Source organism: Paenibacillus sp. FSL H8-0548 (assembly GCF_038630985.1).
Classification (GTDB): domain Bacteria; phylum Bacillota; class Bacilli; order Paenibacillales; family Paenibacillaceae; genus Pristimantibacillus.
In genome coordinates this window covers 6,876,001-6,891,528 of sequence record NZ_CP152049.1, presented here as the reverse complement: position 1 = coordinate 6,891,528, position 15,528 = coordinate 6,876,001, and the positions used below count along the sequence as shown (strand labels likewise).

Genomic DNA, 15,528 nt, shown 5'->3' with positions numbered 1-15,528 from the left:
AAGCCCTGATCTGCTTTTTCTGTATCATTTTTAGTACTATTTTACCGTTACTCGAATGGTTACGGTCTTGCCAGCATAGGTTGCTTTAATGGAGGCTGTGCCTTTGCCAATGGCAACTATTTTTCCTGATACAACAGTGGCCACGCTTGCTTTGGACGATGTCCAAACGGCGGCGCCTGTTACATTAGCGGGATTTCCAGTTGTGTAATTGGCTTGAAGCTTGGCGTCATAGACCCCGCCCTTGCTTAGCTGTACCGATTTAGTTGAGAGCAAAAGCGATTTTAGCTTTTGTGATACCACGATAGGAACGATTACCGTATTGCCTTGGTAGGAGCCTGTAATTTTAGTCGTTCCGACAGCCGCACCTTTAACCGATGTGCTGCTGACGGTGGCAATGCTCGGATTCCCAGATTCCCAATTCATTTTTGAACCAAGCGAAACCTGTTTACCGCTCTTGTAATAACCCGTAACCTTAACGGATTTTGATTTGCCTGGATAAATCTCTACAGTCGCAGGCTCAACGACAAGCTTGACGATCTCTTCTTCAATTTTCACACGGACAGTCACGCTCTTCGTAAGATACGTAGCGGTGAGCGTTATGCTGGACACCTCTAAGCCCTTCATGGTCGTTTCCTTCAGTACAATATTGTCTGAGGTCGTTTTCCACTTGACTCTGCTTGAAACATCTTCTTCCTCGCCATCCTCATTAATGACAGTAACAGTCGGAAGCGGTGTCTCTTTGCCTAAAATGATGCTGACATCCTTAACGTCCGCGAGCAGCTTTAATGGCTTCACATGAATAGTGAGTTCAGTTTTTGCCTTTTTTCCATCAAGGGTCGCGGTTAGCTCGGTTTCGCCGATTGCTTTGGCCAACCACTTCCCATCTTTAATAATGGCGACCTTCTCATCCTCACTGGTCCAGGAAACAAGCTTGCTCACATCGACCTTCGAACCATCAAAGGTAGTTGCCATTACGACAGGCAGGTCTTCACTTATGTCAACATAACCATCGATTGTTTCAGTTTCGATACTAATTCCGGTAACGCTTGGATATACGGTAATGTCGATACTCCGGCTAATGCCCATATAGGCAGCTGTAATTTTTGTTGTACCCACTGCTTTAGGTGTTACTTTACCTTCGTACACAGTTGCAACTACGACGTTGGAAGAAGTCCAAACCGCTTTATTTGTCACTAGGTCGGTAACGTTAGAGTTGCTGAGCACCTCTGCGGTTACCTGAAGTGGTGCATCCTGCAGAAGCATATGGTATTCCTTTTCAGGTGAGAGCTTGATCGATTGGTAGGCAGAACGAACGACAACATCAATCGAAGCGGTTACTCCCTTGTACGATACCGTGACTGTTGTTTTGCCTGCACTAACAGGGGAGAGAACACCTTTGTTGACAGTTACGATCTTCTCGTTGGCACTGACCCATTTGGCCTCTTCGGTAACCTCCAGCGTTCCGCCTGTTTTTGGAGCGACTGATGCAGTTAGTTCTTTGTCATCCGAGCCGATAGTGAGCTCAACTAATGATCCGGGATCAATAGTAATCGATTTATAGGGCGATGATACAATAATGGTAATGGCATCTGATTTCCCTTTATACTTGGCCGTGATCGTTACAGTGCCAACACCAACGATTGTAAGGGTACCATCATCGACGGTTGCGACTGCTGAATTGGAGGTGGTCCATACGGCATCATCCGTAATGTCCTTTGTGACATTGGCTTTTGTACCGTTCAGCGTGAAACTTAAAGTGTTTCCGATCTCGATATCCATCTTCTCAGGTGCGGTCGTGTTGTTCTGCATGAGGGTAACGGAATCATAGACATAGTCAGAAGCCGCTTTGATGGAAATCGTATAGCCTTTATAGGTAGCGCTTATGGTTGCGGTACCTTTGCCAACACCGGTTAACATACCGCTTTCGACCTTTACGAGTGCAGTGTTTGACGATTTCCATGTGGCATCTGATGTAACATCCTTTTTGGATGAGGAGCTGGAATCGGATGCGAAGACGGATAGATTTACTTTGTCATCTTCTACGAAAGTCTGGAGCGATGATGTGCTGCTGTTGAAATCCGATGAATCATAAGTGAATTCGATTCCGGTTACGGTATCCTCTGCTGCGTTCACAACACCGGAAAATGAAGTCATAAGGAGTGCAAAAGTGAGCAGCGCGGCAAGCCACCTGCGAGTTTCTTTGAACGACGATTTCGAGCGTAAACTATAATTCACTACATCCTATCCTTCCTGATTTAAAGTAATGGTCTTCTATTAATAACGGTTATTAGATGAAGATAATGAATACAGTAACCATAAAAAGTAAATAAAAGTTTGTTGAGGCGTGAGAATAAATGAGCTTTCGAGGATCTACACTTATCGTGCGAAGCGTGATAGTTTTATTTTTGCTGGAGGTAGTTGTATAATAGTTGGGAACCATGGTGAGCAGTCAGCAATAGGTAGAGGGGTGTGAGAGTTTGAATCTGCCGAATCTATTAACATCATTGCGTTTTGTATTGATTCCGGTCTACATAGCGGTGTTCGCACAAGGGCATCTGATTCCTGCCTTTTTGATTATGCTGGCTGCGGGCGTAACCGATGTGCTTGATGGTTATATTGCGCGAAGGAACGGCCAGGTGACGAAGCTTGGCATGATGCTTGATCCGCTTGCTGACAAGCTGATGCTCATAACCGTTATTGTATCGCTGCTTATTTCCGGCCATATTTCTTGGGTGGCGGCTGCAGCGATGTTTTTGCGCGATTTGGGCATGATAGCGGGAGGAATGTTTTTTCATTTCAGGGGAAAAAAGACGGTGCCTGCCAATTGGATGGGAAAGCTGACAACTGTGCTGTTTTATGGGTCCATTATGCTGATTTTCTTTGAAGTGCCAAATGCGCACTCGTATTTATGGGCGGTCATTGCTTTTTCATTCCTTACTTCAATCATGTATATCGCAATGTTTAAGGCACTCAATAAGCCTGCTGCGGGAACGCCTACAGGGCATTCGTGATCTTCTCTTCTTAGAGGTATTTACATAGGAAAAAAGAGGCTTGGCGTAGGACACTTCTGGTCCAAAAGCAGCCAAGCCCCTTATCTTAACCTTCATAAACTGCAGTTTATGAGGGATATGTATAGTGTCGTACATTTACTGGATTTTTATACTACTTAAAATATTGAAAGGGGCTTTTTTTTCACATGCTGGATATCAATCAAATTCAAGAAATTATTCCACACCGTCCTCCATTTCTGCTTATTGATCGAATTTTGGAGGTTGAGCCAGGGGTAAGGGCAGTCGGTCTCAAAAATGTTACGATGAATGAGCCTTATTTTGTCGGTCACTTTCCCGGATATCCGGTTATGCCAGGCGTATTAATTGTAGAGGCGCTGGCGCAGGTCGGTACAGTTGCTATGCTGATGCTTGAAGCAAATAAGGGCAAGCTTGGATTTTTTGCAGGGATTGACGGGTTCCGCTTCCGCGGTCAAGTCAAGCCAGGCGATACATTAACGCTTGAGGTGCAAATTACGAGACTTAAGGGATCTATCGGCAAAGGGCAAGGAACAGCAAAGGTTGGCGATCAAATCGTTGCCGAAGGTGAGCTTATGTTTGCTTTATCTAATCCTTCATAAACTTAAATTCATGAATGAAAGAGGCTGCTAATTATGACGAATCCAACTAATGATACGGTTATTGCTAAATATGAGGCGTGGCTAAATGATCCGCTAATTGATGCTGCGACGAAGGAAGAGCTTCGAGGCCTAGAAGGACAGGAGAAAGAAATTACAGATCGCTTCTATCGTGACCTTGAATTCGGTACAGGCGGCTTGCGTGGTGTGATGGGGGCGGGTACAAACCGTTTAAACGCGTATACCGTCGGTAAGGCTACGCAAGGGCTTGCGAATTGGCTGGTTGCTGGCACTAAATCGAATGGTGCTGGCCCGTCCGTTGTTATTGCACATGATTCTCGTAATTACTCACCTGAGTTTGCGCTGGACGCGGCACTTGTACTAGCTGGCAACGGGATTACAACGTACCTGTTTTCTGCATTGCGTCCAACCCCTCAGCTTTCCTACGCGGTGCGTACGCTTAACGCAGCTAGCGGTATCGTCATTACAGCAAGTCATAATCCTCCTGAGTATAACGGCTATAAGGCTTATGGAGCTGACGGCTGCCAGCTCATCCCTGAAGAGGCAGAGCAGGTTATTTCGGCAATCAGCCAAATTACGGGCTTCGATGAAGTGAAACGTCTTACTCGCGAGGATGCGGAAGCTAAGGGATTGCTTCGGTGGCTGGGCGAGGAGGCAGATCAGCAGTTTATTGATACTGTAGTGTCACAAAGCTTGAATGCAGAGCTTATTAAAGACGGCATTGGCGAGAAGTTTAGCGTCGTGTTTACACCGCTTCATGGAACAGGCAATATGCCCGTTCGAGAGGTTTTGAAGAAGGTTGGTTTTACGAATGTGCACATTGTGCCGGAGCAAGAGCAGCCAGACGGTTATTTTAGCACGGTGAAATCCCCTAACCCTGAGGAACGCGAAGCTTTTACGCTTGCAATCAAGCTGGCACAGCAGGTCAATGCTGACATTATTATTGGAACTGATCCAGATGCTGACCGTATGGGGGCAGTTGTAAAAAATAACGAGGGCGAGTATGTCGTCCTAACAGGCAACCAATCTGGTGCGCTGATGGTACATTATGTACTTAGCCAGCTGCAGGAGCGCGGCCAGCTGCCGGATAACGGTGTCGTAATCAAGACGATCGTAACGAGCGAGCTTGGGGCGGATATTGCCCTCTCGTACGGCGTATCTGTTGAAAATACATTAACCGGCTTTAAATATATTGGGGAAAAAATGACTCGTTATGAGCAAACAGGCGAGCGTACTTTCCTTTTCGGATATGAAGAAAGCTACGGCTATCTGACAGGCACCTATGCACGTGATAAAGATGCAATCGTCGCGGCGTTATTGATCGCAGAGGCTGCGGCATACTATAGCAGTCAAGGGAAAACATTATATGATGTATTATTGGAGCTTTACGCTAAATTCGGCTTCTATCTAGAGGGCTTGGAATCGCGTACGCTTAAAGGCTTTGACGGTGTACAAAAAATCGGTGCCATTATGGACGATTGGCGTCAAAACCCGCCCGTCGAAATTAATGGCGTTAAAGTAGAGCAAGTGCTTGATTACGGAAAAGGACATGATGGGCTGCGTCCTGAGAATGTTCTGAAATATTTACTTGAGGATGGCTCATGGTTCTGTTTGCGTCCTTCTGGCACAGAGCCGAAAATTAAAGTTTATTTTGCGGTCAAGGGCGAGTCGAAGGATACTGCTGATCGTGCGCTGCATGCGCTCAAGACTGCCGTTATGGAACGGGTAGACCGAAGCGAATAAATAACGACAATCAACCTGTTTAGAACGGAGGAATTACGTGTTTTTACGTTGGCAGCAATGGAATCGACGTGCGAGGTTTGTATTATGGGTAGTTGCATTAATTGGCGTAGCGGCAGCTTTGCCGCTTGGCGCTGTTCGCATGGATATGGAGAAATCATCCAAGCACGTGGAGTATGTGTTCGATTATCGGGATATTACTGATGTAGCAGATCGTCAGCCAAGACCACAAATCTTTCTTGCGGAAAAAATAGCGATGCTGAAGGAAGCTGGCATTACGACGATGGCTGTCTATGAGAGCTCGCTTAAGGATCTTCAACTCTCAGGCAGATTGACCTTTTACAGCACTAGAGATGCAGCGCTGCTGCAAAGCAAGTTTGAGCCTGTTGGTCAAAACTTCACTTATATTTTATTTAATGGCTCAAAGGAAGAAGAATTGGTGGGTCCGATTGTACGCGAGGCATTCGATCGAGCCGATGCGGCATACAGTGATTGGTCTTATGGCGGACGAAACGGTATTGTCGTTGAAGTTCCAATTGCTGAGGCGATTATGCAAACGATGGACTTTGATCCGATGACGCTGCAGACGATTCATGATGCAGGCTTCAGCATTTTGCCGCGTTTTTCAGATCGAATTAAGCCTTATAATCAAGAGCTGACAGAAGCACTCCTTGTCAAAATGAAAGGCTATGGCGTCACTCGAGTGTTGTTTGATGGCGACAAAGTAAAGGGAGCCTCTGATCAGGCAGAAGACAACAGCTTGGATAAATTCGGAGAATTGCTGAAAAAATATGATATGGGCGTTGCAACGATTGAAAATTTAAAAAAACCTCAACAAGGTATGAATAAGCTCGCATATATTACAAACTACAATGCAGTAAGGCTTTATTCCTTGTCCGAAAATGACGGCATGACGATGTCATCGGAAGCAATCGCTGATCGGTTTCTTCTAGCTGCTAAGGACCGTAATATTCGTATGTTCTTCATCAACGGTACGGTATCCTCTAATACGGATAAGGCAAAAATCGTACATTCCTTGGACAAGCTTAGCGAAGCTATGAGCGGCAAGGAAGGAATTGTTACCAAGCTGACAGCAGCAGGCTTTACCCCGGGAACACCAGAGCCATTCGATTATGAGCCGGCCTCATGGAGCAAACCTGTTCGCGCAATCGTAGCTGTGGCAGCGGTCGCTTTGATCGCATTATTAATCGGAGCGTTCATTCCGGGTGTGTATATTCCTGCATTTGCAATCGGTATCGTCGGCAGCGCGGGCTTGTACAAGCTGAACAGCTCCGTTATGGAGCAGGGGCTTGCTCTCGGAGCTGCTATTGCAGCGCCAACGCTGGCACTTGTGTGGGTCATGAACCGCATTTATTCTCGTACGATCGGCGAGCGCCGTGCTGTAGGCGGAGAGCAATGGTCGATAAGCAGCAAAAAGCAAGGACAAGCACCACATCAGCCTGGTGCCCTTTATGAGCAAGCAAGCCGAATGAAATGGATTTTCCCGGCTTTGTCTACGGGCAGACGCTTTGGGCTCGCGTTGAATTGGTTTATTGTCGCTACGTTAATTTCATTGATGGCTGTACCGATCGTATTCGGATTGCTGAATAATATTACGTATAACCTAGTACTGGAGCAATTTCGCGGCGTTAGTCTGCTGCATCTAGCGCCGATTGTACTCGTTGCTATCTATGTGCTGCTCTACAATGGTCAGATGTCAGTAGGAAAGCTGAAACCTCTGTTAACGAAGCCAATAACCCTATCATGGATTATTTTGGCGGCGGTTATTGGAATGATAGGTTATTACTACCTTTCACGTACAGGCAATAGCGGCCAGGTATCTTCACTTGAGCTTGTTATACGGCACTTTTTGGAATCGTTGTTTGGTGTGCGTCCGCGCTTTAAGGAGTTTTTACTCGCGCATCCATTATTGCTTCTTGGTTTGTTCCTATCTCTGCGCTATCGCGCAGCATGGCTGCTTATTATTATTGGCTCGATTGGACAGCTGTCGATGGTGGATACCTTCGCGCATCTTCATACGCCATTGTACATTTCCATCATCCGGGTATTGCTCGGCCTCGGCGCTGGTTTAATTATTGGATGTATTTTAATTGTGGCATGGCAGCTAGTGGAAGGGGCAGTTCGTAAATGGGCACCGGCAATCATTCGCAAGTCCGTCAAATAGTGATTTCTGGCTACTACGGCTTCAGCAACAGCGGAGACGAAGCTGTCCTGCGTTCTATATTGCTTGCATTGGAAGAGCAAGGAAAAGCAGCAGGCGTTCGGATTGATCCGATCGTCTTGTCGGCTGATCCTGTGTGGACAAGCCAAATGTATGGAGTTGAATCTGTGCGCCGCATGCATCCAGGTGACTTATGGAACGCGCTGCGGAGCAGCGATGGCTTGATTAGCGGAGGCGGCAGCCTTCTGCAGGATGCGACTGGGACTAAGACGATCCCTTATTATACGGGAGTTATGAAGCTCGCTCAGCTGCTTGGCAAACCAACCTTTGTTTATTCTCAGGGAATTGGCCCAGTCAACCGCCGCTGGATGGACCCGTTAATTAGAGGAGTCATGAAGCGAAGCGCTTATGTCTCTGTACGCGACTCAGAATCTGCCGCTTTGCTTGGACGAATCGGCGTTCCCACGGAACGGATCGATGTGGTGCCCGATCCTGTAATGGGCTTGCCGCTTCCAGCAGGCGCGCCTAATGCTGCGCTAACCGCGGCGCCAGCCGGAGCTGGGCAAGCCGCTGGCGCGCTATCCGCGCAGGAGCCGCCGCTGGTCGGCGTATCGCTACGCCGCTGGCGCAGCGACGGCGGCGACCTCGTCCGCGCCGCCGAAGCGCTAATCGCGCTATCGAAGCGGAAGCCTGTGCGGCTCCGCTTCCTGCCGTTCCACACCCCCTCCGACACAGAAGCGTCGGAGGAAGTGATGGAACGGCTGCGCGGCCGGCTCGGCGACGGTTCCACCGCCGAGCTTGCCGCGCCTAGCGACGACCCGCAGCAAATGCTGCTGGCGGTCAGCAAATGCGATGCTTTGCTCGGCATGCGCCTCCATGCGCTGATCTATGCGGCCAGCCAAATGGTTCCTATGCTTGGCCTCTCCTACGATCCGAAGATCGATCAGTTTCTCAATCGATTGGGTCTGAACTCCATTGGCACAACGGAGCAGCTTGATGCCGAAGCTTTCGCTGAAGCGGCATGCTCGCTGCTGGATGACAAGGCCAGCTGGCAAGCGAAGCACAAGCCGGCAATTGACCTTCTAAAACAACAATCGCAAAAACCAGCGCAACATATTGTGCAGTTATTGCGTCATAACATATCGAGGTGATTTCCTCTTGTCGAAACAACTACCGACAGTGCCGATTTATGGCATACCGTTCTCGAAAGCGAGTATGGATGAAACGGTCAATTATTTAACAGCAGCTATTGAAGCAAGGCAGATTAAGCATGTGATCACAGCTAATCCCATCATGATTATGTCCGCGGTTGATGATTCGAGCTACAGTGCGATGATTCAGCGTGCAGATCTTATTACGCCGGACGGCGCTGGTGTCGTATGGGCTGCCAAGCATGTAGGACAGCCGGTTGCAGAGAGGGTCACTGGCTTTGATTTGATGCATCGCCTCTTTCAGCAAGGGGAATCACGCAAATGGAAGGCCTATTTGCTTGGTACCTCGCAAGAGATCATTGAAGCGGCGGCGGAGAAGCTGCAGCTGCAATATCCTCAGGTGAAAATCGTTGGTTATCGAAACGGATTTTTTGGTGCAGAGCAGGATGAGGAAGTTGTGGAGGCCATTCGCTCGGCAGCTCCGGATTTATTGTTTGTAGCTCGAGGCGCGGATACGCAGGAGCCTTGGATTGTGAAATTTAAGCAAAGACTCGGTGTTCCCCTCATTATGGGCGTCGGCGGCAGCTTTGATGTTGTATCGGGCAAGCTGAAGCGAGCGCCGATGGTATTTCAGAAGCTTCGCTTGGAATGGCTTTACCGTCTGCTCCAAGAGCCTAAACGGTACAAAAGAATGCTCGTTTTGCCGAAATTCGTAGTGAAAGTGCTGCGGGACAAAGAAAATGTGACAAAACCTGGGGCTACACCGTGAAATCTCGTTAAAATCATGAAAATTGGATGAAAACGGGGTTGGTATTTCTCTTTCAATCGGAGTATAATTCACTTCGGTAGATAGAAAAGGAGAGTTGCAAACATGCCGGTTGGCTTGCTGTATTCAATTGGATTTATTATCGCACTTATTCTGGCCCTTGCGATGACGCCGCTTGTTAAGAAATTTGCTTTCAAGGTTGGCGCCATAGACAAACCAAATCACCGCAAGGTACATACGCGGATTATGCCGCGTCTTGGCGGTTTAGCTATTTACATTGCATTCGTAGGCGCATTTTTTATTTTGTCGCCATTTATACCGGACGGTTTGCTGCGTCCACAAGATTCAAATATGATCAATGCGCTGCTCGTGGGCGGAACCATGATTATTATTTTAGGAGCGTTTGATGACCGCTTTGAGCTGTCGGCTAAAATTAAGCTTCTCGGTCAAATTGCTGCGGCATGCGTTGTTGTATTCGGATTTAACGTGAAGATCGATTTGCTCAACATTCCTTTTGGTGAAACGATGCAGCCGATTGCCGGCTGGATAAGCATCCCTCTTACTATTCTATGGATTGTTGGCGTAACAAATGCTATTAACTTAATTGACGGTCTGGACGGCCTGGCAGCCGGTGTTTCCGGTATTGCTATCGCAACCATTGCTGTAATGGCATCGCTGATGGGGTTCCAACCAGTTATTTTGCTTAGTACGCTGCTGCTTGGCGGCATTGCAGGATTTCTTGTATTCAACTTCCATCCAGCTAAAATATTTATGGGTGACTCCGGCTCGTTGTTTCTCGGCTTTAGCTTGGCAACACTATCGATGCTAGGCTTCAAGCAAGTAACACTCGTGTCATTTGTAACCCCATTGCTTATTATCGGCGTTCCGCTTTTCGATACGTTTTTCGCAATCGTTCGCCGCTGGGTCCATAAGAAGCCGATATTTGCGCCAGACAAGGGGCATTTGCATCACAGACTGCGCGATCTTGGCTTTAGTCACCGTCGTACCGTTCTCATTATTTGGGGAGTAGCAGCAATCTTCGGTGTACTCGCTATCGTACAATCTGCAGTTGTACAATCAAGCGCAGCAAACTGGATTACCTTCGGTGTTATTTGCATGCTGATGTTCTTCTTGCAAATCGGTGCTGAGGTTACCGGGATTGTGGACAAAACGCGCAAGCCGCTCATAAACTTCTTTCATCGGATGAGGGGTCGACTGAAGGTCGACGCAGAATCTCGTTCGAAATAATAATAAGCCTTGGTCCTTAATAGGAGCCAAGGCTCTTTTTTTTGAAATATAGGAAAGTAGATCATTTCACCTTATGTAAATTTGCGCATTTAACTAAAATAATGGTTCCAACAAGCCGATAACAAAAGTACAGAACTTTTCTGCGGTCGGCGCGTCTAGATTCAAATGCACGAAGGCTGACTAAAGAGGAAAAGGGAGGAAGAGTTATTCGGAGATAGGCCGCACTGACGTTGATCCATCTACTACACCAATACCTATGCTTGTCATATAAATAAAGGAGGAATACGGTTTTGAAAAGAATACTTTCATTAGCACTTACATTGGCATTGTTGATTACATTACTTCCACCGTTCGGTTCATTGCAATCCGTTACAGCCGCAACAGGCAGCTTCAGCTTTCCAACGGAGACGGATGTATCAACACAAGCAAGAGTTACATCGGACCCTAGTCTAACGTTGACGGGCTCGATTACGGGGGTAGACCCTTCTTCTGTATCCTATAGCGTTGTTCAAGTGATTAATAATAAAGGCAATGATGATCCAACTGATGATCAAATTGGTTCAAAGCGCGAGAATATTACAAGTAATATTTATATTAATGGATTCAATATTCAGGTATATAATGTCGAGTTATTTCCCGGTCTGAACCGCATTACATTCAGAGGCGTCCAAGGTGGCGGCGAAGTAACGAACTCGATCTATATTGAGTACCATAACGGTCCTGTTTTCTATGACTTGGTTGCACAATTAGACGGCAGCAAGTTTACTATTGAAGAGGCGGGCACCACGGTCGTTCACTCCACAGCATCTGCTGGCCGTCAATCAGCAGATATTAGCATTACAGGATTTGCTCCTAATGCGCAGCAGGTAACGGTGGATGTTAACGGCAGCAGCAAGACGTATTCGGTTAACAGCTCCAATAGCTATCAGTTTGCAGCCTCGCCGATTACGCTGCAAAAGGGTAAAAACCTGGTGACGATTAAAGTGAAAAATGCCAATCAAACCGTTGAGACGACACGGGAGGTTGCTTTCTATAATGGCGAAGTTACTTTTTATGATGTGAATTTAAACGGGATTACGGGTACGGGAACAACGATTAATTCGAGTGAGCCGCTGGAATACAGCCCGAATTTGCTAGTATCAGACGGTAAGAGGGGCGCAACGACCGTAACAGGTAAAATTATTGTACCTAACTATTTGGTCGATAATCCTCCTGCGGATGGGATTTTAGATCCTCATCCCGTTCCGACTTTACCCATTGACATTAGGTATACGATAAATGGAAACGGTGATAATTTTGCTCAACCAGCTGGACAAAACGCTACTCCTGTTGGGACCTATACTGGACAAGAGGCTTTCTTTATCTATGAGTTCAATGCCGCTGTTGGTGCTCATAATCTAGTTTTTGATAAAAACTACACCATCAGGCTGACTGCGGAGAACACCAAGAAAGCAATGACAGGCCAATCCCCTTCCCAAGAGGGGACGGGACTTTTGAGCTTTATGCTGCAGGATGCTGATAAACGTTTCATCGATAAGATCAATTATTTAAGCGGATACCGGAGTGGCAACGGTGAAGCGTTGACTGGAACTACGCTAGAGGGAGCGAATCTCTATAGCGTGCCATTTGCAATGGAAGTGCTCGTTGGCAATCCGAATTTGGCCAGCACGGCTGAATTAGTTGAGGTAACGGATATTAAGAATGTTACTAATGCTTCTGCACCATCAAGCTATGAATACGACGAAGAAACTAATATAGAAAATGTATCCAGTACGTTAGCTAATCAATTTGTTAATGTGAATGGGAAAGTATACAAACGTGAAATTTTGATTTTCAAAAAGCTGCCGTTTGAAGGCACTCAAACGATTACGCTAAACGTGGGCGGGACGACCGGATCAAACAAGCAGGTGAAGTTCACCATGCTATTTGGGCCATATGTAAGCTACACTAGTGCCTTTGACAATATGACGGTTTATGATGATACGAATAAAGTCAAGGCGGATCGAGTTGCGGATGCGATTACAACGGCTCTGAGTGATTTTAAGGGTGTCATCAATAACATCAACAACACCTCTGAAATTCATTACGATTTTGACAGTACGTCGGGTCAAGCTCAAACGGTGTTTTTCTATGTGAATAACACGCCAATTAGGCTACAAAAACAAACGACAGCAGGGCCAATTACAAACTTTATGATATTAAATACGCTTGCAGAGAGAACCAAAGCTTTCGAAGCATTGTTCAGCGGAGAGAACGAGATTAAGTTTATTTTCCAAGGCAGCAAAAACTCCTATGAGAAAACGATCAAGCTGTATCTCATTCCTACCAATATGCCAGTCATTCCGACCGAAGGTACAACGATCTATCCATACAGCACTAAATATGACGAGCCGCTGCCTAATGATCCAAGCTTTGTAAATCGCGGCGGTATATATTCAACAAACGAAGCCAATATGAATGTATTTGGTACATTTGATTTTATTGATTTTGATGCAGCAGGCGCGACCGACGCAGCTATTGTCGCTAACATTCAAACCAAGATAGATCAAATGAAAGATACAGCGAATTTTGGACTGACACCACCTACTCAATATATTTTGAAAGTGGAGAGCAGTACCTTGCCAAATCCAATTCCTTGGAATTTGAGCAATGAATTGAATATTATGAGAGGCACAACCTACCTAGGCACTATCAATAATAGAGGATTACCATTTGATCTAACTAAAAATGATGTGGACAATCTATCTGTTCGTTATGATATTGTGACTAAGACCTTTTCTTTTATTCTGACAGGACAAAAACTTAATCCAGACGGCAGCTCCAGCGTTTATACCTTTACGGTGTTCAATAATGGTGAGACGGGACCCAAAGCCTCCTACCGCCTAGAGGTTGACCCAACGTCGTTGCCGTATTCGCTGCTGCGTCCATTTTTGCCAAGCCAAAGCATCGTCAACCAAAACTATATAGAGGTTATTATTGATGCACCAGGTGCAGATTCGATTACGATAAACAAGCAGGTTGCAGAAAAAATTAAATACGATTCTGATAATAATCTTGCATCACCAGAGATAATGTATAATAATACGTACCGCGTATTTGTGGATAAGCTCAAAGTTGGTAAAAACAAAATAGATTTTGTTATTTCCAGTGCCAATGACAAAGTACAGAGCAGTATTGAGATCACTTATGCACCTACGAACATCCCAGGTGCGCAATATCTTGAAGCGATGGCGAGCAGCCATAAAGTTTTCGATGGCTCAGTCGATTTGAAATTTGAAAAGGGCACAACGCTTATCCGTACGGACTTTAACGTTCCGGTTGACTTTAAGAACCAAGTATTTACCGGCCATAACCTGTTGTTTGCGATAGCTAATGCCGAAGACGGTGTAGTGGACCGTCGTGAGCTCGAAGAGAAGCCGCCAAATTTTAATATCATTTTAGAAAGCTTTGGCACTAGATTTAGATTGTCATACCCTACGCGCTTTACAAAAGCGAGTCCAGTTTACTGGATTGATGCGGGGCTTGCTGATGATCCTGCTACTGGAGCGTACGATCCGCTTACTAGAGGAGTTGATCCTTATCAATTCCCGAATGCAACAGGAACTGGCGGCACGAAAATACCGACTTACGATGAACGTCCTGATGCTCGGGAATTGATTACATCGAAGACGGGAACGTTGACTCTTGCTTTTGATCCAAATATGAGAGACAGCGTGGGCACAATTATTACGGTTTACAGATACGATGTAAAAGCGAAGTATTGGGAAAACATCGGCGGTACGGTCGATGTGAAGAAAAATACGATAACAGTACCATTCAGTAAATTTGGTTATTACGTAGTCGGCAAAATGGTCTACTCCTTTACGGACATGACTTCTCATCCTTATGCGAGGAACTATCTTGAAGCTATTTATTCCAAAGGAATCATGAATGCAGCAGGCTTTGATGATTTTGGCGCTAATATCTATGTTTCAAGAGGTGAGTTCGCCAGAATGATGGTTAAGGCATTAGACATTCCGCTCAACTATGAGCTGAGCAAGCCGCACTTTGATGACGTACCTGCAATTATTAACCCAGATGCACTATGGGATTATCGATATGTAGAAACAGCAGCGAGAGAAGGAATCATTCGTGGTACTGGTCCGCGTACATTCCAGCCAAGTGCGAATCTTACTCGCGAAGAGGCTGCAGTTATCATTGCAAGAGCGCTTGATCTGAAGCTGGAGACGGATTCTGCGAAAATTAATAAGGAACTCGAGAAAACATTCAAGGATGCAGGAAGCTCTTCGTTCTATGCGAAAAGCTCAGTAGTTGCAATAGCGAAGAAAAAATACATTCTTGGTTCACTTGTTGATCCCAATAATGTGAAGGCAGGCTATGTATTCGAGCCTAGGTCTAACTTATTGCGCTCTGATGCGGCGATTATCGTTGCTCGTATATTAGCTGATTTGAAGAAGCTGCCTAAGATCGGATAATATTCATGCAATATAACCAAAAACTGGCCGAGGAATTATCCTTGGCCAGTTTTTTATTGCGGAATAAGCGGATTTGCACGTCATGTGAAACATTATCCATGGTAAAAGTTTCGCATCGACGGTTCCTATGAAAACAAGCTATACTAACTAAAGAGTTGAAAAGGTATGCGTTCAAGTTACATAAAAAGTTTTATTTTTTTTAAAAAACTTCGCAACTTTTCACTCCCACTTGCGTTTAAATACATGACGTTGTAACAAACGCATGATTTGATGCATAGGACCTGCTGCTACTGGAAAGAAATTGGAATGAATTCTCAACT

Annotated in this window: 9 protein-coding genes; 8 read left to right on the top strand and 1 reads right to left on the bottom strand. The window is 45.9% G+C overall.

The genetic code is table 11. The features are described from left to right. Nucleotides 1-36: 36 nt before the first annotated feature. Nucleotides 37-2,235 carry an Ig-like domain-containing protein gene (locus tag MHI37_RS29025; protein WP_144023648.1) on the bottom strand — a complete coding sequence of 733 codons (2,199 nt, stop codon included), beginning with the start codon at nt 2,233-2,235 and terminating at the stop codon, nt 37-39. A 242-nt stretch (nt 2,236-2,477) separates the two neighbouring features. Here MHI37_RS29025 and MHI37_RS29020 point away from each other — a divergent pair, with 242 nt between their 5' ends. The 8 genes from MHI37_RS29020 to MHI37_RS28985 all read left to right on the top strand — a co-directional run bounded on the left by MHI37_RS29020 (nt 2,478) and on the right by MHI37_RS28985 (nt 15,208). Then, nucleotides 2,478-3,011, top strand: coding sequence for a CDP-alcohol phosphatidyltransferase family protein (locus MHI37_RS29020; RefSeq protein WP_076336338.1), 534 nt, complete (start codon nt 2,478-2,480; stop codon nt 3,009-3,011). 185 nt (nt 3,012-3,196) lie between these two features. Next, complete coding sequence (fabZ, locus tag MHI37_RS29015) at nt 3,197-3,628, top strand: 3-hydroxyacyl-ACP dehydratase FabZ (RefSeq protein WP_076336337.1); 432 nt, start codon at nt 3,197-3,199, stop codon at nt 3,626-3,628. 33 nt (nt 3,629-3,661) lie between these two features. Further along, nucleotides 3,662-5,389, top strand: a complete 1,728-nt coding sequence (locus tag MHI37_RS29010; protein WP_076336336.1) for a phospho-sugar mutase — start codon at nt 3,662-3,664, stop codon at nt 5,387-5,389. Between the two features lie 37 nt (nt 5,390-5,426). Then, nucleotides 5,427-7,571 (top strand): DUF5693 family protein, encoded by a 2,145-nt coding sequence (locus tag MHI37_RS29005; protein WP_076336335.1) that lies wholly within the window; start codon nt 5,427-5,429, stop codon nt 7,569-7,571. Next, a complete protein-coding gene (gene csaB, locus MHI37_RS29000; RefSeq protein WP_076336334.1) occupies nt 7,535-8,719 on the top strand; it encodes a polysaccharide pyruvyl transferase CsaB in 1,185 nt (394 codons plus the stop codon). The genes MHI37_RS29005 and csaB overlap by 37 nt, the downstream gene beginning before the upstream one ends. 64 nt (nt 8,720-8,783) lie before the next feature. After that, a complete protein-coding gene (locus MHI37_RS28995) occupies nt 8,784-9,488 on the top strand; it encodes a WecB/TagA/CpsF family glycosyltransferase (RefSeq protein WP_083676193.1) in 705 nt (234 codons plus the stop codon). Between the two features lie 102 nt (nt 9,489-9,590). Then, on the top strand, nt 9,591-10,733 hold the full coding sequence (locus tag MHI37_RS28990) for an MraY family glycosyltransferase (protein WP_076336332.1): 1,143 nt from the start codon (nt 9,591-9,593) through the stop codon (nt 10,731-10,733). A 290-nt stretch (nt 10,734-11,023) separates the two neighbouring features. Beyond that, nucleotides 11,024-15,208 carry an S-layer homology domain-containing protein gene (locus MHI37_RS28985; RefSeq protein ID WP_076336331.1) on the top strand — a complete coding sequence of 1,395 codons (4,185 nt, stop codon included), beginning with the start codon at nt 11,024-11,026 and terminating at the stop codon, nt 15,206-15,208. Nucleotides 15,209-15,528 lie beyond the last annotated feature (320 nt).

Excerpts from the sequence above, each read along its gene's own strand:
- csaB (WP_076336334.1), top strand. The coding sequence starts at position 7,535 with ATGGGCACCGGCAATCATTCGCAAGTCCGTCAAATAGTGATTTCTGGC.
- MHI37_RS28995 (WP_083676193.1), top strand. The coding sequence starts at position 8,784 with ATGGATGAAACGGTCAATTATTTAACAGCAGCTATTGAAGCAAGGCAG.
- MHI37_RS28990 (WP_076336332.1), top strand. The coding sequence starts at position 9,591 with ATGCCGGTTGGCTTGCTGTATTCAATTGGATTTATTATCGCACTTATT.
- fabZ (WP_076336337.1), top strand. The coding sequence starts at position 3,197 with ATGCTGGATATCAATCAAATTCAAGAAATTATTCCACACCGTCCTCCA.
- MHI37_RS29010 (WP_076336336.1), top strand. The coding sequence starts at position 3,662 with ATGACGAATCCAACTAATGATACGGTTATTGCTAAATATGAGGCGTGG.